This window comes from Bradyrhizobium sp. 26S5 (assembly GCF_036923295.1).
GTDB classification, from domain to species: domain Bacteria; phylum Pseudomonadota; class Alphaproteobacteria; order Rhizobiales; family Xanthobacteraceae; genus Bradyrhizobium; species Bradyrhizobium septentrionale.
The window spans coordinates 4,132,289-4,158,562 of record NZ_CP145948.1; the positions used below are offsets into that span (position 1 = coordinate 4,132,289).

The 26,274-nt window shown below is 61.2% G+C and carries 15 protein-coding genes; all 15 read left to right on the plus strand.

The genetic code is table 11. The features are described 5' to 3' along the window. Positions 1–43 precede the first annotated feature (43 nt). The 15 genes from V5279_RS18900 to V5279_RS18970 all read left to right on the plus strand — a co-directional run bounded on the left by V5279_RS18900 (position 44) and on the right by V5279_RS18970 (position 26,268). Positions 44–1,030: a hypothetical protein gene (locus V5279_RS18900; protein ID WP_338699873.1), complete on the plus strand. Its 987-nt coding sequence runs from the start codon at positions 44–46 to the stop codon at positions 1,028–1,030. After that, positions 1,027–1,674 carry a phage baseplate assembly protein V gene (locus V5279_RS18905; RefSeq protein ID WP_338699875.1) on the plus strand — a complete coding sequence of 216 codons (648 nt, stop codon included), beginning with the start codon at positions 1,027–1,029 and terminating at the stop codon, positions 1,672–1,674. The genes V5279_RS18900 and V5279_RS18905 overlap by 4 nt, the downstream gene beginning before the upstream one ends. A gap of 4 nt (positions 1,675–1,678) precedes the next feature. After that, positions 1,679–2,167 (plus strand): hypothetical protein, encoded by a 489-nt coding sequence (locus V5279_RS18910; protein ID WP_338699877.1) that lies wholly within the window; start codon positions 1,679–1,681, stop codon positions 2,165–2,167. A gap of 13 nt (positions 2,168–2,180) precedes the next feature. After that, positions 2,181–2,600, plus strand: a complete 420-nt coding sequence (locus V5279_RS18915; protein WP_338699879.1) for a GPW/gp25 family protein — start codon at positions 2,181–2,183, stop codon at positions 2,598–2,600. Then, positions 2,578–5,808, plus strand: a complete 3,231-nt coding sequence (locus tag V5279_RS18920) for a putative baseplate assembly protein (protein ID WP_338699881.1) — start codon at positions 2,578–2,580, stop codon at positions 5,806–5,808. Before V5279_RS18915 ends, V5279_RS18920 begins: the two co-directional genes overlap by 23 nt. 1 nt (position 5,809) lies before the next feature. Continuing rightward, complete coding sequence (locus V5279_RS18925; protein WP_338699883.1) at positions 5,810–7,474, plus strand: hypothetical protein; 1,665 nt, start codon at positions 5,810–5,812, stop codon at positions 7,472–7,474. 4 nt (positions 7,475–7,478) lie between these two features. After that, a complete protein-coding gene (locus tag V5279_RS18930) occupies positions 7,479–8,330 on the plus strand; it encodes a phage tail protein (protein WP_338699885.1) in 852 nt (283 codons plus the stop codon). A 17-nt stretch (positions 8,331–8,347) separates the two neighbouring features. Next, positions 8,348–9,727 carry a hypothetical protein gene (locus V5279_RS18935; RefSeq protein ID WP_338699887.1) on the plus strand — a complete coding sequence of 460 codons (1,380 nt, stop codon included), beginning with the start codon at positions 8,348–8,350 and terminating at the stop codon, positions 9,725–9,727. Positions 9,728–9,808: 81 nt separating this feature from the next. Then, positions 9,809–12,673, plus strand: a complete 2,865-nt coding sequence (locus tag V5279_RS18940; protein ID WP_338699889.1) for a hypothetical protein — start codon at positions 9,809–9,811, stop codon at positions 12,671–12,673. A gap of 52 nt (positions 12,674–12,725) precedes the next feature. Further along, positions 12,726–15,797 (plus strand): hypothetical protein, encoded by a 3,072-nt coding sequence (locus tag V5279_RS18945; protein WP_338699891.1) that lies wholly within the window; start codon positions 12,726–12,728, stop codon positions 15,795–15,797. A gap of 172 nt (positions 15,798–15,969) precedes the next feature. After that, a complete protein-coding gene (locus V5279_RS18950) occupies positions 15,970–18,219 on the plus strand; it encodes a hypothetical protein (RefSeq protein WP_338699893.1) in 2,250 nt (749 codons plus the stop codon). A 68-nt stretch (positions 18,220–18,287) separates the two neighbouring features. Then, the gene (locus tag V5279_RS18955; protein WP_338699895.1) at positions 18,288–22,559 is read left to right on the plus strand and encodes an eCIS core domain-containing protein; all 4,272 of its coding nucleotides are present in this window, start codon (positions 18,288–18,290) and stop codon (positions 22,557–22,559) included. 57 nt (positions 22,560–22,616) lie between these two features. Then, positions 22,617–23,204 (plus strand): DUF4241 domain-containing protein, encoded by a 588-nt coding sequence (locus V5279_RS18960; RefSeq protein WP_338699897.1) that lies wholly within the window; start codon positions 22,617–22,619, stop codon positions 23,202–23,204. Positions 23,205–24,131: 927 nt separating this feature from the next. Then, entirely contained in the window at positions 24,132–25,343 is a 1,212-nt protein-coding gene (locus V5279_RS18965) for an ABC transporter substrate-binding protein (protein ID WP_338699899.1), read from the plus strand. A 58-nt stretch (positions 25,344–25,401) separates the two neighbouring features. Continuing rightward, the gene (locus V5279_RS18970; RefSeq protein WP_338699901.1) at positions 25,402–26,268 is read left to right on the plus strand and encodes an ABC transporter permease subunit; all 867 of its coding nucleotides are present in this window, start codon (positions 25,402–25,404) and stop codon (positions 26,266–26,268) included. Positions 26,269–26,274 lie beyond the last annotated feature (6 nt).

A 26,274-nucleotide genomic window follows, 5' to 3' on the forward strand; every position in this document is an offset into this window, starting at 1 on the left:
ACGCATCCTGATCAACGATGCCGAAATTCCGCCCGAGCTTCGGGTGGACATCCTCGAGGTCATGGTTACGCAGCATGTCGAGGGCGGCGACCTGTTCGACATCACCGTTAACACGCAAAATGCCGAAAACCAGCGTCTGAAATGGGTTGATGCGGCGGAGTTTACGCCAGGCAACCGCATGGAAATCCAGGCGGGTTACCGCGGCAAGGTTGCGACCCTGATGCGCGGAGAAATCACCGCGCTGAAGGTCAATTACGCCAGCGACAAGCCGACGGTCGTCAAGGTGCAGGGCTTCGATCGCCTGCATCGGTTGCGTCGTGGCAAGAAGACGCGCGTGTTCAACGACGTCAAGGACAGCCAGGTCGCCGAGCGTATCGCCGGCGAGCTTGGTCTCGCGCCTCAGGTGCAGGACTCCGGCATCGTCCATCCATATCTGTTGCAAAACAACCTGAGCGACATCGATTTCCTGCTGATGCGGGCACGCCGCATCCGCTACGAATTGCTAATTTCAGGAGACAAGCTGGTCTTTCGCGAGGCCGCCAACAACCTCGGTGAGGCGATATCCCTCGAATATCCCATGGACCTGAAATGGTTTCAGCCGCGCTTGTCGACCGCTGACCTGGTTGGCGAGATCACAGTGCGCGGGTGGAACCCCGCGAGCAAGGAACCAATTCTCGGCGTCGGCAAGACCGGCGATGAGACGTCACTGATGGGAGGCCGGCAGGCGGGACCGGCGCTGGGCGACGCCGCTTTCGGCGCGTCCGCGTCCGCGGTGGCCGAGATTCCAGTCGTCTCACAGGCGGAGGCCGACCAGATCGCGAAGGCCTTCTTCAACGAGATGGCGCTTGGGCTGATCACCGGCGAGGGCGAGATCGTCGGCAATGCCAGCTTCATTCCGGGAACGACCGCTCGTCTTCAGGGGCTGGGGGACCGGTTCAACGGGATCTACTACATCCGCAGGGCCGAGCACCGCATTGCGCCGAAGACCGGTTACGTCACCAGATTTCAAGCTGTGAGAAGCGCATCATGAGCCTGCTCGAATTAATGTCGGAAGTCTCTCGAAGCGACGCAACAGCGGGCAGCGTGTTCGGCGCCGTGATCGGCGTCGTATCGAACCTTAATGATCCTGAGCAACTCGGACGTATCAAGGTCAGGTATCCGTGGCTCAAGAACGACAGCGAAAGCCCGTGGGCGCGAATTGTCTCATTCATGGCCGGACCGGATCGCGGGGCGGTATTCAGGCCTGAAGTTGGCGACGAGGTGCTGGTGCTGTTCGACCACGGCGATGCCCGCGTCCCCTATGTGATCGGCGGGCTATGGAACGGCAAGGACGAGATGCCGAAGGCGCGGGGACCCGACGGCAACAATGCAATCCGTCTGATCAAGTCGCGCAGCGGACATCAGGTCATTCTTGACGACAGCGCCGGGTCCGAAAAGATCACAATCACGGACAAGGCAGGTAACTCGATCGAGATGTCGAGCGCGGGCGTCGTCATTCACAGCAACTCCGTCTTCATCGGAAGCGCAAGCGCCGCGGAGGGCCTCACGCTCGGGAATGCCCTGATGCAGCTGTTCAACACGCACACACATCCGACCGGTGTCGGCCCGTCCGGGCCACCGGTGCAGCCAATGACGCTGGGCACTCATGTCAGCGCGAAGCACAAGGCGGAATGAAAAGATGCCGTTGAGCAAGGACACATTGGCGCAACAGCTGGAGCAGCTGTTCAACAGCAAGCCGGCAACCCCGGCGGACGCTGCCGCGGCGTGGGCGAACGCATACCTGTCCTATGCAGGTTCGGCGATCTCGCTGGCGGCATCATTGCCGGTTAACGCTCCGGCCAATTTTGGCATTCTGCTGGGAGCGTTCCAGGGCGGTTTCGCCTCGCTTGCGCCTGCAAACGCGGGAGCAATCATTGCGCAGGGTATTATCGGGTTCTGGCAATCGCTCGCCTGGGTTGGTGTAACGGCGACTGGTACGACAGCATTTCCGGGCAACGGCGCCTTGCCGGCGGCGCTGGTGGCGATTTTTTCCGATCTCGGCAAGAAGTCGGCGCGAGACAAGGCGAGCCAGCTTTCGGACGTGTTTCATGCAGGTGCCCGGAGCGTGATTGTCTCGGACATCCCGTTCGTTCAGCCCGCGCCTCCCATTCTTGGACCTATTCAATAGACAAGGGGCACTCATGGCACTCGGACACCTCGGACGTGGTTGGAATTTCCCGATCGAGCCGGATGCGGCAACGAGCGCGCTTGGCTACGCGGCCGACGAGCAGAAGATTCAGCAGGCGATCATGATCATCCTGGGCACGGCGCGCGGCGAACGCGTCATGCGTCCCGAGTTCGGCAGCCGTTTGCGCGAGCTTGTATTCGCGCCGCTCAACAGCTCGACAAAGAGCCTGGTGGCGAGCGCGATTGCGGACGCGCTGGTCCGATGGGAGCCGCGAGTTGACGTGTTGAGCGTTCGCACCGACGACAAAGCGAACAGTTCCGGCGCCCTGGTCGTCAATATCGAATATCGGATACGTGCGACCAACAGCGTGTTCAACATGGTTTACCCGTTCTATCTTCGCGAGGGCACCAATGCGGCCGCCTCAACTGTATGACAAAGCTGTTCGTGCGCCGGTCGACGAAGCCGTTGCGATGGCAGAGCGGTACTGCGTCGAGGAGGCCGGCAGAGAACAGGCTTGGACGGGCTACAAGAACCCGAGCGACCCGGGCCGGGCCCTGATGGAGCTCGGCGCGCGGCTTGTCGAGTTGCTCGCCGATCGAATCAACCGGGTGCCGGAAAAGAATCTGCTCGCCTTCCTCGATCTGGTCGGTGTGGAGAGGTCGCCGGGTATGCCGGCGGAGGCGCCAGTCACGTTCTTGCTTCCCGCCCGCGGCGATGTTGGTCAGCAGATCCCGGCGGGGACCCAGGTCGCGACCACGCAATCGGAGAACAGCCCGGCGCTGATCTTTGAAACGCGCAACTCGTTCATTGCGACACCTGCCCAGCTCGTACATGCCGTTAGCGTGGTGCCGCTCGAGAATCGTTTTGCGACAGTCCCGCTGCCAGGCATTCCGCCCACGCCCGAGGAGCTTGCGAGCCAGGCGAACTCGGTACCGGTCATGAGCACGCAAGGCTCGGTGTTTGCCGATGTGGAACGCGCGCTGTACATCGCAAGCTCTACATTGTTCGAGCGCAAGGAGCCGGTTGACGTCAGCCTGGAATTCACCATTGCGAACCGCATGCAAGCAGTGTTCAGCGCGGAGTTTCTGCTGTGGCAACGCTTTGATGTCGATCGAAAGCTCTGGCTTGACATCGAGAACGTAACCTACGCCGCAGGCGATGACGGCAAGGTCGTTGTCAAGTTCGCCAATTTCCCGGGTACAGCAAAGACGGAGATTGCGGGGCAGAAAGCGGCTTGGGTCGTTGCCCGCCTGAAATCGCGATCTGAAGCAATGCCGGTGCTGCCGCGCATCGGCGAGGTCAGGGGATTCATCAAGATGTCGGCGCGGCAGTCGTTCCAGGCGGATGCCGCGGCCATCAACGACACGATCGCCGATCTGTCGAAGCCGATCGTTCCGTTCGGAGAACGCCCCCGCTACGGTGATGCATTTCACATTGCGAGCGGGAAGGGCTTCGTGCGAGAGGTGGCGCGGGCAACCGTCCGATTTACCCTTCGCGTCTACACGCGCGCTGTGCTGGCGGAGATATTCCGCACCGCCGCGAACACGGCGATTACGACGCTGGTGGAATGGCAGTACCTGGCGGCTGGTAATCAGTGGAAGACCATCGACACGATCCAGCACATTCTCGAGGTGACCGACGGCCCCGACTTTCACCAAAAGGATGGGCAAAGGGGGGCGGCGACAGAGAGGGAGAAAAACGGAGCGCTTTTCGGGACGGTCCCCGATGGCAGCGCCAGCATCGAATTCTCCTTCTCTCCGGCCGCCGACATCGCGGTCGGGGAGGTCGGGGGCATCAGCGGTCGTTGGATCCGCGCGGTACTGAGAAGCCAGAATCCATACGGGCGCGATGGCTTCGCGGAGATGGTGCCTCAGTCGGCCGGCGCCAGCGTCTTGCGGGTCGTTGGTCCCACGTTCGTCCCCCCGGTCCTGGAAAGGATTGAAATCGAGTACGACTTCGCCGAGACGCCAGTCGCGATCGACCATCTGGCAGTGGCCGACAATTTTGATCTCCGGTTGTTGCCGTTGCCGCTTGCTTCCGCTTTCGCGCCGTTCGTCCCGCTCAGCGAGTATACGCTCAACGACGTCTCCGGCATTCTTGGAAGTGATCCGGCACTCTATCTGGGATTCGACCGCAAATTCGGTAACGCGTTTATCAGTCTTTTCGTTGCCCTGGAGGAGCCGACCGACACGACCCATTTGCTGCCGGAGACCGGCAATCCAAATGTCGTTTGGGAATCTGCGACAAGCGAGGCGGGGTGGAAGCCGCTCGATGTTCAGGACGGCACCGCCAATCTCACGTCGAGCGGGATCGTTGGCTTCCAGGCGCCGGTCGATTCCGCACCGCTGACGCTGTTCCCGCAACTTACCGGCCGGGCGGCCCTGTGCTGGTACCGCGTTCGTCTGCAGCGCGGCAGCTACGCCGCTGCGCCCAGGCTGAAGGCCGTGCTGATCAACAGCGTCATGGCCGACAATCACGAAACCATCGGCCGCGACTGGGTTCTGGCGTCAGGAACCGGTGAACCAGGCCTGCGCGCCACGATCCGCCGAAGTCCGGTTCTGGCGGGCGAGATCTGGGTGCGCGAGAGTGAGCAGCCCAGTGCGGCGGAGCTGCAGGACCTGCTCGAAGAGTTGAAGCGGCGTGCGAGCGATGAAGGCATCAGGGAGGTCCCCACGCTCGAGGAAGTTCTTGTCATGGCGCCAACCTCCGGGGAGGCCGGAGGCGACAATGAAGCGTGGGTCCGCTGGTTGCGCGTCCCAAACTTCCGCGTGTCCGGTTCGCGCAGCCGGCACTACACGCTGGAGGCGGCGACCGGCGAGGTCACTTTCGGCGATGGGACGAGTGGCCTCATCCCACCGATTGGCAAGGACAATATCGTGGTCCGCGGGCTTCGCAGTGGCGGTGGTGAGGTCGCCAATCGCATTGCCGCGCCGCTTGCCATCAAGGAACTCAAGTCGTCTGTGCCGTCCATCGACAAGGTCTTCAACTATCATGGCGCCGTGGGCGGTTCCGATCCCTGGACGCTGGAGCAGACGTTCGACCTCGGTCCGCAAGCCGTCAAGCACCGCGGCCGTGCGGTCACCTGCGAAGATTATGTCTGGATCACCCTGGGTGCGTTCAGCCAGGTCGCGCGCGCCAGGTGCGTGCCGATCAAGGCACCCGATTCGAACGGACGTCTGGTCCCGCAGGTGGGCGCCGTCTCGATCGTCATCGTCCCCAAGGGACGAGAGCGAACGCCGCAGCCGACCAGGGGATTGCTCCGTCGTATCGAAACGCACCTGCGCGCGCGGGCGCTTGGCGCGATCTCTCCCAATATCCATGCGCTGCCGCCTTCATATCGTCAGGTGTCGATCTCGGCGAAGGTCCATCCGAGCGCGCCCGAAGACGCGAGTCTGATCGAGCAGCGTGTCCTGCAAGCGCTCGATGCATTCTTTCATCCGCTCTCCGGAGGCGAACGGGGCGATGGGTGGCCGTTCGGTCGCAGCGTCTATCTTTCCGAGGTGTATGCCGCAATCGAACGCGCAGCCGGAATCGACCACGTTGTGGATGCGAAATTCGCGGATCAGCCCGGTCTTTTCTCCCTGCCGTTGGACGAGAATGAACTCATCGCCTCCGGCTCTCACCAGATCGAGATCGTTTGACATGGCATTGCCGGACATCAACCTGGACGATCGGAGCTTCGAGCAGCTGATCGGATTTATGCGCAAGCAGATCGATACCAATCAGTGGGTCGATCACAACGCCTCGGATCCGGGCATCATGCTGCTCGAACTGCTCTGCTGGGTCGCAGAAACCATCTCTTATCGTGCCAATCGTGTGCCGGCCGCGCATCTCGAGAAATTTGCGAAGCTGATCCTCGATCCACCCGAGCCGGTCACCGTGCCGCTGACACTGACCGCGAGTCTGAGCAGAGAGCAGAGCCAGGATCTGATCGTGAAAGCCGGTACTCGTTTTGCAACGGACTTCAAGTCGGATGACGAAGCGGATGGGAAGGGCAAACGGCAGCCAAGGCGTTACGTTTTCGAGACCCTCGCACCGGTGACCTTCCGCGGACCGGCCAACCTGAAATATCTGACGCCGCCGCCCAGGGAGCAATCGGTGTCGGTTACGGCGCGCGAACTCCTGATGGTCAATGCTCAGGTGCTGGGGACGAGCGATGGAGCAGCCAATCAGTTGTTTCCGTTGAAACCAGTACTCAGCAGCCTTGGTCTGCCTGCGGGATCCGTGACGCGCGTCCTGGTGGACTTCGCTCACACCTCCGGAACATACGATCCCAATCCGCAAGTCACGGTCGCGGGTGAGCCATGGGAAATCAGGCAATTCCTGTTGACTGATGAGTCGCGCGTCACTGACACCAACAAGGCCAGGCATTTCATGGTCGATGCCGAAGAGCAGCGCATCAGATTCGGCGACGGGGTCTTTGGAGCGCGGCCACCAGCTGGCCAGGAGATTCGATGCAGCTATCGGCTGCTTCAGGGGCCAGCAGCCCTGGTGGAAGCGAATGCCGTCGTCCGCCGGCTCGATCCCGTTGATGGATTGCGTGAGGACGAAGAAATCCGCGTTGCCAATGGCGATGCGGAAGGCGCCGGTTTCTTCTTCTCGTCGGAGGAGCGGATCCAGGCCGGCATCGAGGCATTTCGGCGGCCGCGACGGCTGATCACGGCGGCGGACTTCGAAACCGTGCTGCTGAATGATTTCAATGACTTTCAACGGCGCGCCAGGCGCTCGATCAAGGTGCATCGTGCGGCTGCGTTGATGAACTACAAGCCGCAGGCGATCAACCCGATCTCAAGGGATAGCGTTACGATCATCGTGCTTGCCGCGGCCGAGGAGATCCGTCTCGATCTCGACCGCGCATTGAGCAACATCGATCTCCCGATCGAGCAACGGCAGCAGCTGATCGCTTTGGGTCCTGAACTGGCCGACAGCATCGAACGCTTTCTCGATCGTCGGCGATTGATTACCACCCGAACATTCGTTCTGGCGCCCGAGCTGGCTCCCGTCTCCGTCAGCGCGCGCGTGACCGTGGCGCCTGATCGCAACGTTCCTGACATGGTGGAATCGATCAAGACCGGGATCGGCGCTTTCCTTGGCGTCACAGGCGGCGGGTTCGATCGAAATGGGTGGCCGCTCGGCGGCTATGTCTACCGTTCCAAGCTATTCCGGCTGATCGAGGACCTGGACGGTGTCGATTTCGTCAGCAGCCTGACCCTGGGCCCCGCCGACGTCAACGGCGACGTTCCGCTCGGTCCATTGTCGCTGCCGGCACTCACCGCATTGTCGGTCATCGTGACCAGAAAGGACTGAGAGCATGGCCAACGCCGGCAGTTCTTACCTGAGACACGTTCCGGAGATATTCCGTGCTCGGTCGACCTCCGGCGCGACGCCGTTTCTTGGCAGCTACCTCAAGATCTTTGAAGGACTGCTGAGCGGTCGCGACGACGCACCGCTATCGGTGCAAAAGACCGAGATCACGGGGCTGGAGCAAATCCTCGAGCGTTATGTGGACGCGCTCGACCCCGCCTTTGCGCCGGTCGAGTGCGTCACCGACACCGCCTCTGTTGACGGCCACGCGTCAGGCGCGCGGGCCGGGAACGCGTCAGTACGGCTGGACTCAGCGTTCCTGACGTATCTGGCCAGCTGGCTGGCTCTGACGCTGGACCAGAACTGGGATTTGGCTCAGCGAAGAACCTGGGTCAAGCGGATCGTGCCACTCTATCAGCGGCGCGGCACCCGGGCGGCACTCGAGGAATATCTGGCGATGTTCATTGGCCAGCGTTTCAAGCTCGTCGAGCCGCGCGGTTTTACGCTGGGCAAGGCACAGAAGAGCGCGACCACGCTGGGCGTCGATACCTTTGCCGGAGTTCCACCGCACTATTTCCGCGTCGGGATCAACTACGGGTATCCCAAGCCGATTGCCGACAAGGCCGGCATCCTTGCCGAGCCGTTCAAGGTCACGTTCTGGAAACAATTTCGCAGCGGCACGCGCGCGGTGCTCGATCTCGAGAAGCCGGCGCACACCTGCTACTGGCTCGAGGCGCGCGCTCCCGGAATCATTCTCGGGCGCAGGAAGTTGGCGGACGAGAGTAACTTCGACACGGGCCTTTGGCGCGCAACGCTCGGACGTGACACGCTGATCTGGCAAAAATCCAAACCGGTTTGACGCAAGAGGTCCATACGATGGGCGAGATCGAGATCAAACGAGTCAATTTCTTCGACGGACAATTCCTCAGGGATGTCGAGTTCAACGAGCTGAGCGACTACATGGTGCACATGCGCCGCCGGCTGCTCTATGTGCTCTTCAACAAGACCGGGGTGGTCAGGGCTGTCGGACCCGACCTGAAGGTCGAGGTGCCAGGTCAAGGGGTGAAGAAGATCGTCGTCCGTGCCGGGATGGCGCTCGGGCGACGAGATGATTTGGTGGAGGCGAAAGAGATCATCCTTCGCGAGGATCTGACAATCGATCTCACGGTCAAAAGCGAGCAGGTCCCCGATCCGCTGCAGGCAGGAGAAACCGGGATCGTCACTGTTCACTACGATGAGGAGAGAATCGCGGATCCTCCTTCGGAGAGTGATGAAAGCAAGCCAACGCGGATCAAGGAGAAGGCAGCGATCAGGGTGCATCGCCGCGAGTCGCCTCTGGTCGATCCCGACAGCAAGGAGCCGTATGTTCGGCTGGGTACGGTTGCACTTGACACCATGCAGGTCGCCGACGCCCGGCAATTTACATTCCTGCAGAAGTCGCTGCTCGCCGATACACCGTCGATAACCGTGGTGCCGAACAGTGTCAGGGCTGGCGATGACCTTGAGTTGACCGTGGGGGCGACCGACTTTGACCTGTCCAATCCCACGATGTCCGTGAGTCTGACGTCTCCACCCGGCGGCCCTGCTGCCTCAAACATCAGTGTCACGAAGGCTAACGTAGCCGCCAGCAGCATAACGCTTAAGTTCAAGATTCCCGTCACCGATCCGACGGGAACCTGGAGGTTGAGGGTTGCAGTCGGTGACAACGGTGCGGACGCGTTTCTGACAGTTCGCGCCGGGATGCAGCTGACAGGTTTTGAAGGTGTCGACCAACCAGCCGGCAACCCAATCTTCAAAATCAAAGGCGCCGGCTTCGAAGAGGTCATGTCGGTGCAGTTCAAGGACAATAGTGGGCAGTTTATGCCTGAGCTCCGGATTCCGACGGCAAACGTCGCCGTCGATCAAATCGTAATTTCGAAGAACGACATTCCGGCCGCCGCAATGAACGGCCAGGTCAAGGTCCACAGCGACAAGCAGGAGCAGACTCTTGACGTCATTCTGCCGCCAATCCTTACGCAAGTGCCGTTTAGCGGCCAACGGAATCATACCATCGACATTGTGGGAAGCAGGTTCGTTGTTGGCGACACGACGGTCACGTTCGCGGGCTCCGCTACGGCATCGCCAGTGGCAAGCCCTGCGCCGACTGACCAGAAGTTCACCGTGCGGGTTCCGAACACGGCAACAACCGGTAGAATTGTGGTCAAGACGCGCGGCGGAGCCGTGCAGTCAGACCACGATGTGACGGTGACGGATTAACAGCAGGGTTTCGGTGCCTCCCCGAAGCGGAGACGGTGCTCAAATCCCGATTGGTCGTAAGTGGTGAAGGGGAGGAGCAAGATGACGGCCTATCAACGATTGTTGCGGCTTCACGCTCTGATCGCCTGCCTTCTGTGCCTGTCGACCTCTGTTGCTCTGCCGCAGCCATCTGGAACGTTGTTCCAGCGGACCGCGACAGCCTCGGGTGCAGGCACACTGACAGTGGAGTTCGACGTTGTCGGGCCGGTCGAGGCCGGCACGCAAACCGAGCTGACGCTCGAAATCGGGCCGGAGGGGAACAATGGGCCCGCCAATCCTGTGCCCGCTCCGTCGCTTCCCGATACGGCCGCATTCACGGTCAGTACGGACAGGAGTGCCGGTTCGCAGCTGACATTTCCTCCCGCAGGTGGAACCAATCAGAATTTCGCAGGCAAGGCCGTCAGCCTGATCCGGCTCGATCCGAGCGACAGTCCAGCTCTCTATCGGCTGATCGTCGTGCACCCGATCGGAGTCCCAGGGGGAACACCGGAGAAGTGGAAGGTTGTCATCAGCGGCCTGCCGCAGGTGAAGACGCGTGCCATGGGTGCGATCAAGCAAGGCGTCTTCAGCGGCCAGATGCCGGTCGGGGCGTGCCAGACCTTGCCGGGGCAGTCGGGAACGGCGTTGCAGCAGCTCGTGACATTCCGGGGCGCCGCCAGTCCCGCGATCGGAATCGATATCGCCGGGCCGCGGGATCCGCTCACCCAGACGACCCTGCTGCTGGAATTCGGCCCGGAAGGCAATGCGCAGCTGAACCCGGTCCCTGATCCTGCGCTGCCGGACACGGCCAGGATGAGGATCGGCACGGGCGCCGCGAGTGTCAGCTTTCCGTTCGCCAACAGCGATGAGAATTTTGCAAACAAGGAGCTTCATCTCGTTCGGTTCGCTCCGGGACTCTATCTTCTGGTGATCAGGCACCTGGCCGGAATCCCGGACAGAACGACGGAGCATTGGAAAGTCGAACTCACCGGCATCCCCACGACGCTGCGTGCAATCGGTTCGGTCGAACAGGGCACGATCGCGAGCCTGGCGCCGGTCTTGCCCTGTCAGGACCCACCGCGGATCAGCGTTTCGCCATCATTGATCACGGGCGGCGAGACGCGCGACATCGTCGTATCAACGGGCTCGGAGGATTTCGACCTGTCGGGCGTCAGCGACGGCCAGCTGCGTTTCGATCCCCCGAACATTGTCACCAGGGCTGCCATCACCAATCGAAGCCCGAGATCGCTGACCGTGTCGGTGACCACGGCGGAGCTTGCGCAAACGCAGAGCGTGTCGTTGGTGGTCACTGCGAACAATGTCACCAGCCAGCCAACGACGTTCGACGTGGTGCCGAGGCCCGGCATCAGCGTCACGCCGTCATTCGTCATCGCCGATGGCCAGGCCACCCTCAACATCACGACCAGCTCGAACGTTTTCGACCTATCGAACGGCCGGGTCGAGATATCGCCTCCCAACATTGCAACCGGCATCACCGTGACCAGCGCAACTCCGAGTGCGCTGAGCGCGACCGTTACCCTGGCGGCGGTCGATCAACCGCAGAATCTGTCGTTGACCGTTGTCGCCAACAACGTCCGCAGCCGGCCGGCGACCTTTGTGGTCAGGCCAAGGCCGCGTATCAATCTTTCGCCGACAGCCGGCGTCGGTGCCGGGAGAACCAGGTTGACGGTTAGCACCACCGCGAGCGATTTCGACCTCTCGAACGTGCAGCCTGGTCAGATCGAACTCAGTCCTGGCATCGCCACGATTGCGAGTGTCAGCGGTCAAGGTCCAAGAACGCTGAATCTCGAACTCGACCTGACCGACGTCACGGCTCGACAAGACCTTGCGATCAGGGTCACCGCCGGTGGTGTGAGAAGCGAGCCCGCGACCTTTGTGATCACGCCGCGGCCGCATATCAGCCTTTCGGCTCCATCCGGTATCGGCCCGGGGCGGGTCAGGCTGACGGTCAGCACCACCGCGAGCGATTTCGACCTGTCCAACGTGCAGGCCGGTCAGATCGGCCTCAGTCCCGGCATCGCCACGGTCGTGAGCGTCAGCGGCCAGAGCGCAAGGACCCTCAATCTGGACCTCGATTTGGCGAGCGTCACCACGCGACAGAATCTTGAGATCAGGGTCACCGCCAACAACGTGACGAGTCACCCCGCGGTCTTTGTGGTCGTGCCGCGGCCAACCATCAGCGTCTCACCAACCTTCGTGCTTGATCAAACGACCGCCGCGACGGTCACCGTGAGCAGCGCCTCGACGGATTTCGATCTTTCGAGGGCCACGGTGGACATCAGTCCTTCCGGCGTCGCATCCAACATCGTGATCAGCGGCCAGAGCCAAAGGCAGCTAACCGTAACCTTTGCAGTGTCATCGGTCGCGGCGACGCAAGCGATGAGGCTCATCGCCACCGCAAACAATATCGCCAGCCAATCCGCAGCCTTTGAGATCCGGCAAAGGCCGGGCATTAGCATTTCGCCGGACAAGATGGACCAGCACACCAACGTACAGATGTCGATAAGATCAAGAGGGGGCCTCGACCTTTCCAATTTGACCTTGAACGATATCACCCTCAGCGGGCAGGGATTGGTCAACGCGCAACTCCTGCCGCTAAATTCAGGTGTCAGAGACGCGCGCACTTTTGAATTCGCTAGCGACCAAAACACAACAACCGGACCGTGGACCATAGTTGTAAGGGTTGGTGGCTCCAGTTTTTCAAATGGATTTTCTATACGACCCATGATCAATACGTGCCCGAATCCACAACAGATTTGTTGCAAGCCCGGGCCGACCAGTTGCGAATGTCGGTTTAACACCTGCTTGCAACAAGTTTGCGATCCCGGGCTGCACTGTTGTCGAATGTCTCCGAGCGGAACGTCTTGCCTGGATTGCAGGCGAGTGTGTCCGCCCCCACCACCATAGAAGTAGCAGAGCGCTTCACCCGTCAGAGCTGGTTGGCAGGAGGAGATTGGCAATGGTCGCTGGACTGCACAATTCGATACGCTGCATTGCTGTGCTGGTAGGCGTAAGCCTTTGCCTCTTGGGTGACGCGGCGACTGCACAGCCATCTGGAACGTTGTTGCAGCGGACCGCGACAGCCTCGGGGGCAGGCACGCTGACAGTGGAGTTCGACGTTGTCGGGTTGGTCGAGGCCGGCACGCAAACCGAGCTGACAATTGAGATCGGGCCGGAGGGGAATAATGGGCCGGTTGATCCTGTGCCCGCTTTGCCGCTCCCGGCTACGGCCGCGTTCACGATCAATACGAGCAGCAGTGCCAGTTCGCCGCTGACGTTTCCTCCCGCAGGTGGAACCAATCAGAATTTCGCGGGCAAGACCGTCAGCCTGATCCGGCTCGATCCGAACAACAGTCCGGCGCTCTATCGGCTGATCGTCATGCATCGGACTGAAATCCCCGAGGGAACGAGGGAAAAGTGGAAGGTGATCGTCAGCGGCCTGCCGCAGGCGAGGACCCGTGCGATGGGTGCGATCAAGCAAGGCGTCTTCAGCGGCATGATGCCGGTCGGGGCGTGCCAGACCTTGCTGGGTCAGTCGGGAACGGCGCTGCAGCAGCTCGTGACATTCCGAGGGGGCGCCAATCCCGCGATCGGAATCGATATCGCCGGGCCGCGGGACGCGCTCACCCAGACGACCCTGCTGCTGGAATTCGGCCCGGAGGGCAATGCGCAGCTGAACCCGGTTCCTGATCCTGCGCTGCCGGACACGGCCAGGATGAAGATCAGCACGAGCGGCGGGAGTGTCAGTTTCCCGTTCGCCAACAGCGATGAGAATTTTGCAAACAAGGAGCTTCATCTCGTTCGGTTCGCTCCGGGACTCTATCTTCTGCTGATCAGGCACCTGGCCGGAATCCCGGAGAGAACGACGGAGCAATGGAAAGTCGAACTCACCGGCATCCCCACGACGTCTCTGCGTGCAATCGGTTCGGTCGAACAGGGCACGATCGCGAGCTTGACGCCGGTCTTGCCCTGTCAGGATCCGCCGCGCATCAGCGTTTCGCCGTCATTGATCATGGGCGGCGAGACGCGCGACATCGTCGTATCGACGGCCTCGGAGGATTTCGACCTGTCGGGCGTCAGCGACGGCCAGCTGCGTTTCGATCCCCCGAACATTATCACCAGGGCGACCATCACCAACCGAAGCCCGAGATCGCTGACCGTGTCGGTGACCACGGCGGACTTTGCGCAAATGCAGGAGGTAAAACTCGCGGTCAGCGCGAACAATGTCACCAGCCAGCCCGCGACGTTCGACGTGGTGCCGAGGCCCGGCATCAGCGTCACGCCGTCATTCGTCATCGCCGATGGCCAGGCCACCCTCAACATCACGACCAGTTCGATCATTTTCGATCTATCGAACGGCCGGGTGGAGATATCGCCTCCCAACATTGCAACCGGTATATCCGTGACCAGCGCAAACCCGAGTGCGCTGAGCGCGACCGTTACTCTGGCGGCGGTCGATCAACCGCAGACTCTGTCGTTGACCGTTGTCGCCAACAACGTCCGCAGCCGGCCGGCGACCTTCGAGGTGAGGCCGAGGCCGCGCATCACCCTTTCGCCGACGTCCGGCCCCGGCACAGGGTCGGCGACCGTCGCGCCAGGGAGAGCGCGGACATTCAATGTCACGTCCTCGGAAGGTTTCGATCTGAGGGCTGCGGGCGAGCTAAAATTCACTCGCGCCGGCGCGTTGGATTCGGCCTTTTCGGGCTTTGCACTAGGCGATCGGACCGAGCGCAATGCCAGGCTCGTGTTCGACCTCGCGAGCGACGTCCCGGCCGGCGATCGGGAGCTAACGATCACGGCCAACGGCGCCATTGCGTCGGCCAGGTTTAAGGTGGTGACAATCGCAGTTGCTCAGGCCGCGGTGGCGCCGGGGCGATCACGCGTCTTGACCGTCAACTCGTCCGAGGGCTTCGATCTTAGAGCCGTTGTCGATCAGGATGTGAGGTTCACTCGCGCTGATACTGAGGATAGCGGAATATCCAACCTCGTCTTCAGCAATCGGACGGAGCGTAGCTTGACGCTTTCGTTCGACGTCGCGAGCGATGCTCCTATCGGAGATCGGGCTCTGTCGATCAGGGTGGGCGACGTCGAAGCGTTGACCAGGTTCAAGGTGGCGACAATTGGAGTTTCCCAGCCGGTTGTAGCGCCGGGGCGGCTACGTGAACTGACCATCATCGCGTCGGAGGGTTTCGATCTCCGGACCGCGAGCGCAGTCAAGTTTACGCGGGACGGAAGGCCGGATACGGACTTTTCCAGCGCTGCGTTCCGCAATCAGTCGGAACGTAGCCTGACGTTATCATTCGATGTGTCCGATGGCGCTTCGGCCGGCGACCGGGAGTTGACCGTCACAGCGAATAATGTCGACCTGGTGGCCAGATTCAGGCTGGTAACAATCAGCGCTGCTGCACCCGGCCTCGTCGCTGTGCCGAACTTCACCGACGCGGTCGTTCTGAGAATCGTTTCGTCGGAGGGGTTCGACCTATCGAACGTCGGGCAGGCAGCAGTCGATCCGGGTTCTGGGATTTCCGACGTCACCGTCAGAAATGCGATGGCCCGTGATCTCACTCTATCGCTTACCGTCGTATCCGACGCTCAGCCGGGAGACCGGGAACTGATCATCACGGCAAACCATGTTAGGGCTTCGGCCAAGTTCAAGCTCATACGATTGCAGCCCGATCCGGAAGAAATGGAGATCGACGACATCAAGGACGTGAAGATCACTGCGTCGGAGGGCTTCAGCTTCATGGGAGTGACCATCAATCAGGTGAGCGTCACCGGCGCTGGCGTTTTTCTGCAGCAGGTCAAGGATGCAACGGAACGCAACGTGGTCGTGCGGTTGAGCACCGTGCACAACGCTGTAGGGCCCGCCATCGTGACAATCAGGGCAAACGGCATCAGCGCGTCGACCCGCGTAGGCGTGAATGGGCCTCCCCCCCCAGTATGTCGAATCCCGGGTGAGACCTGCTGTGATGCCCAATGCACAGTCTGTGCGTCACCAAGTTTTCCGGAGGAATGTAGGCATCACAGATGACATCCGCTAAGCACTCGAAGTCGTGAGGGATGGTGATCATGGGTATTGCTCGTTGGCCGGGGTTTAGTCGCTCCGGTTGTCCTTTGCCTGTCAAGCTCGTGTGCCGGCGTTACGAGTTGCGGTCAACTAGCGCACGCATGTCCGCGATTCTGCGCGCCGAGGAGAGCGAACAATGACGACGTATCGACGCGTGTTGCAGCTGCACGCTCTTGTTGCCTGCCTTCTAAGTCTGTCGATTTCTGTTGCCCTCGCACAACCATCTGGAACGTTGTTGCAGCGGACCGTGACAGCCTCGGGTGCAGGCACGCTGACTGTGGAGTTCGACGTTGTCGGGTCGGTCGGGGCCGGCACGCAAACCGAGCTGACGCTCGAAATCGGGCCGGAGGGGAATAATGGGCCGGCCAATCCTGTGCCCGCTTTGCCGCTTCCAGCTACGGCCGTGTTCACGATCGGTACGAGCAGTGCCGGTTCGCCGCTGACATTTCCTCCCGCGGGTGGAACCAATCAGAATTTCGCAGGCAAGGCCGTCAGCCTGATCCGGCTCGATCCGAGCTACAGTCCGGCGCTCTATCGGCTGATCGTCGTGCACCCGACCGAAGTCCCCGACGGGACGAGGGAGAGGTGGAAAGTTGTCATCAGCGGCCTGCCGCAGGTGAAGACGCGTGCCATGGGTGCGATCAAGCAAGGCGTCTTCAGCGGCCAGATGCCGGTCGGGGCGTGCCAGACCTTGCCGGGGCAGTCGGGAACGGCGTTGCAGCAGCTCGTGACATTCCGGGGCGCCGCCAGTCCCGCGATCGGAATCGATATCGCCGGGCCGCGGGATCCGCTCACCCAGACGACCCTGCTGCTGGAATTCGGCCCGGAAGGCAATGCGCAGCTGAACCCGGTCCCTGATCCTGCGCTGCCGGACACGGCCAGGATGAGGATCGGCACGGGCGCCGCGAGTGTCAGCTTTCCGTTCGCCAACAGCGATGAGAATTTTGCAAACAAGGAGCTTCATCTCGTTCGGTTCGCTCCGGGACTCTATCTTCTGGTGATCAGGCACCTGGCCGGAATCCCGGACAGAACGACGGAGCATTGGAAAGTCGAACTCACCGGCATCCCCACGACGCTGCGTGCAATCGGTTCGGTCGAACAGGGCACGATCGCGAGCCTGGCGCCGGTCTTGCCCTGTCAGGACCCACCGCGGATCAGCGTTTCGCCATCATTGATCACGGGCGGCGAGACGCGCGACATCGTCGTATCAACGGGCTCGGAGGATTTCGACCTGTCGGGCGTCAGCGACGGCCAGCTGCGTTTCGATCCCCCGAACATTGTCACCAGGGCCGCCATCACCAATCGAAGCCCGAGATCGCTGACCGTGTCGGTGACCACGGCGGAGCTGGCGCAGACGCAGCCGGTCACGCTGGTGGTCAGCGCGAACAATGCTACCAGCCAGCCAACGACGTTCGACGTGGTGCCGAGGCCCGGCATCAGCGTCACGCCGTCATTCGTCATCGCCGATGGCCAGGCCACCCTTGATATCGCGACCAGCTCGAACGTTTTCGATCTGTCGAACGGCCGGGTCGAGATATCGCCTCCCGACATTGCAACCGGCATCACCGTGAACAGCGCAGGCCCGAGTGCGCTGAGCGTGACCGTTGCCCTGGCGGCGGTCGATCAGCCGCAGAACCTGTCATTGACCGTCACCGCCAACAACGTCCGCAGCCGGCCGGTGACCTTCCCGGTCAGGCCAAAGCCGCACATCAGCATCAAGCAACCATTCGTTCTCGACGGGCCCAGTCGCAGTCTCACGGTCACGACGAACTCCACCGATCTCGATTTTTCGCAACGAGCGACGGCCGACATAGCTCCCTCGAGCCTCGCCACAAATGTCAAGGTTACGATCAAGAGCTCGCAGGAGCTGGAGCTGGCCTTCGATCTGGCGGATCGGGACCAGGCGGAGTCGGCGACGCTGACCGTGTCCGCCAACAATGTCACCAGTTACCCGGTGACCTTCGAAGTCCGGCCACGTCCACGTATCGTTCTCGACCCAAACAGGCTGCGGGCCGGGACGTCGCCGCGAGTGACGATAAAATCAATCGGCGGCGTCGATCTGCGCAGTCTGACGCCCCAAAACCTGACTTTCAGCGGTAGCGGCGTTTCCGCGGTTCGCGTCACTCAGGCCACGAAGACGAGTGCTCTTTTGACTTTCAGTCTCGACTTGAATGCCCAAACAGGAGCGCAGACGCTCACCCTTACAACGAGTGATCAGAACGTGGCTGCAGGCTACTCAGTCATGCGGCCGCCTCCGATTGTTGCGGAGCAATGCGGGCCTGGACTGCATTGCTGCAGGCGAGGCTCGGGGGGGTGCGTTTGCCGCCGGTTTTGCGTTTTCCTGCCACCGATACCGAAGCCACCGATACCGGGACCAGGCCGATAGGCCCTGGGTAAAGCCGCGCAGCAAACTCGCAGGCTGCGATTTGCGCGCCGAGGGTGAAAGGACAAGCAATGTCGGCGACCGCGGTCCGTACCGACGCCAAGCTCGAGGCCAGGCAGCCTGATCCGCTGCTTCGTGCCGGCGCGGTACCGGTCAGGGCCGGGCTGCTACGGCGGTTGTCGCCCGATATGTCGCCCGCCGATGCGGTCGCGTTGCTAACCGAACAGGTGAACGGGGACAACGCATCCGCGTCACGCCGAGAGATCCTGAGTCAAATTCAGCAGACCTACGGCAACCGCTACGCCAGCATTGTGATCGCCGAACTTCGTGCGCGGGAAGCCGGCAAGACCGGCCGGTCAACGGCCGAGCCGCCGGCACACAAGGCGTCGCAAGGAGCCGGTGGGCCGACCAAGGTCCAGGCGGCCGTGAGCCGCATGATCGATTCCGGCGCCCATACGCCGGTGGTCGTGTCTCGCCAGCCGGCGGCCAGCAACCATCTCGCATCATCCGGAACGGCCGCGTTTGCCGCATGCGCGTCACTCCATGCGTCCCCGTCCTCGATAGCAGTGCCATCGGCAACATCGATCGCACGTGTGCCGGAGCACGGCCAGGTTGGCGGTGGCTCGGGCTCGTTGAAGATCTCGTCGCCCCACGATCCGGCCGAACGCGAGGCAACTGCCGTCGCGGCGCAGGTCATGCGTAGCGAGCTGCCGGCCGCTGCGCAAGTGGGCGGTTCCGCGTCCGTGGGACTTCAACGCGATGCCGAGTCCAAAGGCGAAGCCCGTGCGCCCGGAGAGACCGGGCTCGTGCTCGGGGCCGAGATCGCCCGTCAGACAAGCGGCGGTTCACCGCTGCCGTCGACGGTTCGCGGGTTTATGGAGCCGCGGTTTGGCGCCGGCTTCGGAAACCTGCGCATTCACACGGGATCGGCGGCCGCCGGGTTGAGCGCCCGGCTCGGGGCCAAAGCATTCACGGTCGGGCAGCACGTCTTCTTCGGCCACAACCAATATCAGCCGGACAGCACCGGGGGGCGTGAGCTCATTGCCCATGAGCTGACGCATACGATGCAGCAGGGGGCCGCAGTTCGCCGACAGGACGGGCTCCCGGCTATTCCAGGCCTCTCCGATGTGTTGCCGTCTGCGGACACGTTGGCGATGACCGCGATACGGACGGCTGCGCCGGCGCTCGAACCCGTCATTCGGGGCGGGGCCAGCGGATTCACCGAGTGGCTGAAGGATCGTGCCGCATCGGCGGTCGAGGGGATGTTCACGGCGGTGATGGCACCGGTGCGAACGATCACCGGCGCCGGCCAGCAACTCTCGGCCCGGTTTGCACCGATGCTTGAAGAAGTGCAGACCGCAGCTGCGCAGATCGCGCAGAACGATTGCACGCCGTTGCGGAGCGCTGCCGAAAAGCTCGAGAAGACTGCAGGACGCCTGATCACGCCGATCGTCGAGACGTTGCAGCCGGTCGTCGTAGCGATCAAAGGCTTCTTGAGTGGCGTTTGGGACAAGTTCGGCTCGCCGATCTGGGAATGGATCAAGCAGTACGCCGCCGATCAGTGGGAGATGATCAAGAACGTCGCGGGGCTGGTGCAGAGCGCCGCCAAGTGGCTGTGGGACAACACGAGCGCAATCCGGGCCGTTTACGCCGAGGCATGGAATTGGCTGAAGAACAAGCTTGGGATCGGCGAAGGGCCGGAGGGACAGGACGGCATCCTGCAATGGGTCGAGGGCAAGCTGGATGCGGCCTGGAGCGCGATCAAGGTCAAACTCGAACCGTTCAAGGCCGAGTTGACGGCGATCGGGCTCGCGGTTGGCGGGGTCGCGCTCGCGCTATCGCCGGCAGGACCGATCATGGCGGTCGGAGGCGCGATCGTGGGAATCGTGCAAGGGCTAAGATGGATCCATGCCAACTGGGGCAAGGGCAACATCATCGTCCAGGCGCGAACCTACATCGAGGCCACGCTGATCCCGCCGTTGTTGGGCGCGGCCCGGAATTTGGGCGGCGCCGTCACTGGTATGGCCAACTCCATCAGCGCCGCGCTCGGCAACCTCGCCGCAGGGCTGGTGCGTTCGGTCGGGGTCCTTGGCGGATCGCTGCTGGCCTTTGCGGTGTCGGCTGTGCAGTGGATCGCCGATCAGGCCAACGCGCTTGCGACCTGGGCGAGCGCGCAACTCGGGCAGATCGCCGTGTGGCTCAGCGAGGCGCTCAACGGCCTGCAGGCGTTCCTCACCGGTGTCATGGAATTCCTCCGCCGGGTCGGCGAGGTCGTCCTCGACATATGGGGACTTCCGGTTCTGCTGGCAGAAAAAATCTGGAACTGGGTACCGGCCTGCATTCGCGATCCGATCGTCGACTTCCTCGGCCCGATCATTCTGCGACAGATCGAGCTCTTCCAGGAATTGGCGAAGGACAGCGAAGCCTGGCAGAAGACCAAAGCCGAGGTCGGCAGGATCGTCAGGCTGGTCTTCCACGACCACGACTTGATGGGCGCGATCAGAGCGACATTTCATCTGATCCTGCGCGTATTCAACCTGCCGCCCGATCTTGTCGTCACGGTCGTTCAAAAGGCCGAAACCGCCTGGGACATCATTGTCAAGAAGCCGCTCGACTTCATCAAGAACACGGTGCGCGCGGTCGGCCTCGGGTTCAAGGGCATCTGGGATGACAAGATCGAAAATTTGAAGCTTGGCCTCCAGGGCTGGCTCCTTGGGCAGATCGAGGAGAAGAACATTGTCGTGCCGACCAACTGGAGTGAGCCTCGGCAACTCTTCGAGTTCGTGCTGAGCGTGCTCGGTCTTTCAGTCGACCACGTTTATGAGCTGCTCAAGACAAGATTCCCCGGACCCGCGATCGACAAGATACGGAGCACCATCAGAAAGGTGGCTGGCGTCATATCCTGGGTCAACGAGGCCATCGACACGACCAGGTCGCCACGCGAGAACGCGCTCGGCATGATCAATCAGGCCAAGGATTTCGGAAAGACCATCCTGACCGGCATCGCCGAATGGGTCGCCGGGAAGGTCGCAGAGGAAGTCGCGATCATGGCGGCCTCCGCCGCCGCCAGCGCGGGTCTCTCCGAAGTCGCCGACGTCGCGCGACGCATCTACAAGGCCATGGTAGCGGCGGCGCGCTATGCCCGGCCCATTCTCGACATGGTGGACCGTGCGTTGGACAATGTGACGGACCTTGCCGTCGGCGCCGTCGGAAAGGTTGGTGTCGTCTTCGAGAAGATCCTGCAGCGGGGAATGCCGGTGGTGATCGGATTCCTGGCCTATCAGGTCGGGCTTGGCGGTGTCGGTGCGGCCATCCGCGGGATCATCGATGCGCTACGCCACAAGGTGGATGCCGCCATTCTCTGGATGATCGACAAGATCAAGGGCGGGCTCGATTGGCTGGTCGGGGCGGCAAAGGCGGGCGTGGAAGCCGTCACTGAATGGTGGAGCAGGAGCGTCAGTTTCGCGGATCGTAAAGGCCACCCGCATAAAATATTCTACTCGGGTCATGGTGCAGGCGCCCGACTGAAGATTGCGAGTACGGAGGTTTTCACCGAGGAGTTTCTCGCTCGGATAGATCAGATATTTGCCGCAGATCCCGCAGCGCGGGAGTTCGGTGAGCCGAAGCGTCAATCGTGTCAAAATTCTCTTCGAAGGCTCGAGTACCTCAAATCCCAGCTGGAACTGGCGACGAGAACCAGGAGCCCCTCGCTGGAGTATCTTCAAAGAGAACACAAGGAAGAGATGGTACGGCTCTCAGCCTTCACGCGACTTCTCATGGATATTCTCCCGGAAAATGCCGCTACTCTGCCTGTGAAGGTTGGTGACCGCGTGACCATCCCATACAAGGAGACCGAGCGTATGGGCAGAATTCTTGCCACGAGTACGCAGCGCGTGCAGTACTCTGTCGACGCAGTTGCAGGGCAGCTTCAGATATCGTCGGACGAATTTCGAGAGAAGTGGAAGGCCGGCATCATTCGTGAGTACGTCGAGGAAGGTCTGCGCGAAAAATACCTCGGAGACACCCCGGGCAAAGCGGACAAAACCGGAAGGGATCTGATTGACATAAAATACAAGCCTGAAAAAAAGTATGAAATTCGCGATGGAGCTCCGTATGTCGAATGGCGGCCTGGTTCATGGCATCCATTATCCGACTGCGACATGAGCCATGAGCCGCTCGATGCGGTTGATTACTGGAATAACATTGGTCGGCATACTGGTGCGCGCTCTGAAGCCGTTCGAGCCTGGATGCTAGACTATAAGAACTATATTCTTGAACCCTCGGTGGAGAATCGGAGGCGTGGCGCACGAGCCAAGAGCAAATACCTGCCACCTACGAGATGAGTGCCATGATAGTAACTCTGGGAGTGCTCAGGGGTGACGACAATGACTAGTCGGTTGATGAAGGAGGTCGACCTGGGTTCCGTTTATTTTCCAACGGGCCGGGTATGTTGTTGTGATCCGTTTCTCAGCGCTGATGTCGCTCCTTTCAACTACACAATCGCTCCGGGACACTATCCGGTACGGATCACAAGAACTCATGTCGGTGATTGGGGTTGGCGCAATGCGGCGGCCAGTATGGTGATCGCCGACGTGCTGCCCGACAACTCCATTTGCGCGACGTACCTGCGGGATAACGAAAGTGTTTCTGGATTTCGAGTTGAATCAGGCTTGGCGTGCTTCATGGACGAGAGCACCCGCGAGTTTTTTTCTCGTATCGTGGCCGAGTTCCACAACAGGGACGCAAAAGCGAATTACTACGATGACGTGCTCGCAGCGGAGTTTGCAAGAAATGCCGACGCTGACGAACGAGATCAACTTGGAAGCTGGAACATTCACTTTCCGCTTGAAGGCGATCCAAGAAACATTGCGATGTTTGCAAGTGGCCTGGGAGACGGACAATATTCCGCTGAATGGATGTTGAAGAACGATGTCTTATGTAAACTCGTCGCCGACTTCAAGATACTGGAAAACGATGTTGCTGTCTGAGGGGCGGCGCAACGCTACTGCGTGAGTTGCTGCGATTGCCTAGCTTCGAAGGAACTGGAACTCCAGTCAGCGTGGTGGGGCGCAGGGCAATGCGTGGCATTGCCGTGATTTCGAGCGTCGTCCCATTCCTCGATCGCCGACAACGCGCGCTAGTACCTTCAGCCGGGGTTCGGCATCGCTGCGACTGCGGCGATAGCGTGGGGGGACGGCTACTGTTTAACAGCGCGAGACCTTTCCTGGACGGCGCCGGGGACGGAAGGTTTGTTCCTGATCCGTGATGGTATCGGAAGCTCTATTTCAGTGCGAGCCGTGTAAGCCTCGATAACGGGTGCGGCGTGCCATTCGGTCGATAGAATTCGATAGGTTGCGGAATTGCCAGCGCTTCGCGCGGAACAGTTTGCTCTGTGAACTCATGACCAAAAAATTGCGGCGGGTATACCGTCGGGGATTCGTCCGTCAGGCGTCAAATTTGTGTATGCAAATCAGCGACGAAACACCGTCAGGAGTGATGGAGTGGGAGTAGGCGATCAGCTGCAATCGCGCAGCGTGGGGTGGGGTCTTGTGAGGACTGTCCTCGGCAGTTTTCATTCCGCGGGTGACCCGAGCTGTGCGTCCACTCAACTTGATCGAGCTCCGCAATTCCATCTCGCATCCGCGGGCAGGGTATTGTAGCGCGTTGCAGCGTAGAGAAGGGCAGAAAGCTTTATTGCCTGAGGCAACGATTGAACCGGCACAGAGCTCGACGGGGTGGCTCTTTCGACGTTGACAATCGGGTTTGCGAGGTTTAAGCCGGACAACGTGCGAGGAGCGCACGAAAAATTCCAACGACGTAGCTGGGCATCTGGTCTTGGCGCGTCGTTTTTGCGTTTTTAGGAACAATCAATAGTCCCAAGCTGGTGCTCGGCTCAAAATTCGGAGCGGGACACCATGAGACGCGTTTTTTTAGGTATCTGTCTTTCTGCTGCAGCTGCGCTGCTGGCCGGTGAGCCGGCCCAGGCCCAGACCAGGATCGGCGCTATTTTCGACCTGACCGGCGGCCTGAACATCTATGGCATTCAGCAGAACAATGCGCTGAAACTGGCGGTCGAAACCATCAATGCAAAAGGCGGCGTGCTCGGAAAGCCGATCGAGGTTGTCGGCTACGACGCGCAGTCGGAGCTGAGCAAATACACCCAGTATGCGAACACCGCGGTGTTGCGGGATCGTGTGAGCGCGCTGTTTGCCGGTCTCACCAGCTCGTCGCGCGAGGCGATCCGGCCGATCGTCCGCAAGGCCAACATCCCTTACTTCTATGGATCACTCTATGAAGGCGGTGCCTGCGACAAGCAGACCTTCGTCACGGGACCGTCGGCCTCGCAGCAATTGTCGGTGCTCATCGACTGGGCGGTGAAGAAATACGGCAAGCGGATCTACGTCATGGCGCCCGACTACAATTTCGGGACGATCTCGGCGCACTGGGTCAGGGAGTATGCAAGGAAAGCCGGCGCGGAAGTTGTCGGCGAGGACTTCCTGGCGCTGACAGTTACCGACTACGCACCGACCGTCCAGAAGATCCAGTCTGCCAGGCCTGACTTCGTCGTCGCGCTGCCGGTCGGTGCCAACCAGACCGGCTTCCTCGAACAGTTCGCCGCTGCCGGCCTCAAGGACAGGATCGGCGTCGTCTCGACCAATTACGGCTCGGGCAACCAGCAGGTCGTGGTGTCGCCTGCCGCCGGCAAGGGCCTCATCGCGGACCAGGGCTACTTCCAGGTCGTCGACAACCCGGCGAATGCCGAGTTTCTGAAGCTGTGGAGGGCAAAATACGGCAGCGACACGCCGGTCATCTCGGAAGCTGTCGACATCTGGAACGCCGTGCATCTGTGGGCGGCAGCGGTCAACAAGGCCGGGGCGGCCGAGACGGCTCCGGTCATCGCTGCGCTCGAGAGCGGGCTGAGCTTCGAGGCACCGAACGGCACCGTGAAGCTCGAGCCGAAGTCGCACCATCTGCGCCAGAACATCTACATCGTCGAGGGCGACGACAGGCATGGCTTCAAGGTCGTTGAGACGTTCAGGGATGTCGCGCCGGCCTATGAGAACGAGAAGTGCGACCTGGTCGCAAACCCCACGCTCGCCCAGCATTTTGCACCGGAGAGCAAGTAGACGTCGAGGGGCGCGCACCATCAACGCGCGCGCCCCGTCGTTGGAGGAAGGGGTGATTATGGAACTGGATTACCTGGCAACCGTGTTGCTGTCGTCGTTGTCGAGCGCGTCGATCCTCTTGATTGCGACAATTGGCCTTGCGGTCGTATTCGGGTTGATGGGGGTTATCAATCTTGCGCATGGTGAGTTTCTGATGATCGGGGCCTATGCAGCCCTGACGGCCACGCGATACGGAATCCCGTTCATCTTCGCGATCCCGATTGCCGTTCTTGTCACCATGGCCATCGGTGCGGCTGTCGAAGTGCTGATCATCCGCCGTCTCTACGGCCGCCTGTTTGACACGATGCTGGCGACCTGGGGCCTCAGTATCGCGTTCTATCAGCTTGCGGTCATGATCTTCGGTACGGTTACGCCGGGCATCGGTATGCCGCAGTACAGCCTGAAGATCGGCAACTACAGTCTCGCTGGCTATCCGCTTCTGATGATCGGCGTCGCCGTGCTCGCAACGCTTTTCGTCTACGTCCTCATGACGCACACTGTGTACGGCATGAAGGCGCGCGCAGCGATCCAGATGCCGGAGATGGCACGCGCAATCGGCATTGAGTCGTATCGCGTCAATACGCTCACGTTTGCGATCGGATGCGGCCTCGCGGGTTTTGCAGGTGCCGTTCTGCTACCGATCGTGCCGGCGACCCCCTCCATGGGCTTTGCCTTTGTCATCAAGGCGTTTCTTGCCGTCGTGGTGGCTGGTCCGGTGACGCTAACCGGCAGCGCGCTGACAGCGATCGGGCTCGGCGGTGGTGCCTCCATGACGGCGAGCTTCCTGACTTCGGTGGCAGGCGACGCCTTCTTCTTTCTGATCACTGCGTTCCTCCTCTGGCTTTATCCGCTCGGGATAACGGCCAGGTGGCGCAGCAAGATGTGAGACGGG

Excerpts from the sequence above, each read along its gene's own strand:
- V5279_RS18905 (WP_338699875.1), top strand. The coding sequence starts at position 1,027 with ATGAGCCTGCTCGAATTAATGTCGGAAGTCTCTCGAAGCGACGCAACA.
- V5279_RS18910 (WP_338699877.1), top strand. The coding sequence starts at position 1,679 with ATGCCGTTGAGCAAGGACACATTGGCGCAACAGCTGGAGCAGCTGTTC.
- V5279_RS18915 (WP_338699879.1), top strand. The coding sequence starts at position 2,181 with ATGGCACTCGGACACCTCGGACGTGGTTGGAATTTCCCGATCGAGCCG.
- V5279_RS18920 (WP_338699881.1), top strand. The coding sequence starts at position 2,578 with ATGCGGCCGCCTCAACTGTATGACAAAGCTGTTCGTGCGCCGGTCGAC.
- V5279_RS18925 (WP_338699883.1), top strand. The coding sequence starts at position 5,810 with ATGGCATTGCCGGACATCAACCTGGACGATCGGAGCTTCGAGCAGCTG.
- V5279_RS18930 (WP_338699885.1), top strand. The coding sequence starts at position 7,479 with ATGGCCAACGCCGGCAGTTCTTACCTGAGACACGTTCCGGAGATATTC.
- V5279_RS18935 (WP_338699887.1), top strand. The coding sequence starts at position 8,348 with ATGGGCGAGATCGAGATCAAACGAGTCAATTTCTTCGACGGACAATTC.
- V5279_RS18940 (WP_338699889.1), top strand. The coding sequence starts at position 9,809 with ATGACGGCCTATCAACGATTGTTGCGGCTTCACGCTCTGATCGCCTGC.
- V5279_RS18945 (WP_338699891.1), top strand. The coding sequence starts at position 12,726 with ATGGTCGCTGGACTGCACAATTCGATACGCTGCATTGCTGTGCTGGTA.
- V5279_RS18950 (WP_338699893.1), top strand. The coding sequence starts at position 15,970 with ATGACGACGTATCGACGCGTGTTGCAGCTGCACGCTCTTGTTGCCTGC.
- V5279_RS18955 (WP_338699895.1), top strand. The coding sequence starts at position 18,288 with ATGTCGGCGACCGCGGTCCGTACCGACGCCAAGCTCGAGGCCAGGCAG.
- V5279_RS18960 (WP_338699897.1), top strand. The coding sequence starts at position 22,617 with ATGAAGGAGGTCGACCTGGGTTCCGTTTATTTTCCAACGGGCCGGGTA.
- V5279_RS18965 (WP_338699899.1), top strand. The coding sequence starts at position 24,132 with ATGAGACGCGTTTTTTTAGGTATCTGTCTTTCTGCTGCAGCTGCGCTG.
- V5279_RS18970 (WP_338699901.1), top strand. The coding sequence starts at position 25,402 with ATGGAACTGGATTACCTGGCAACCGTGTTGCTGTCGTCGTTGTCGAGC.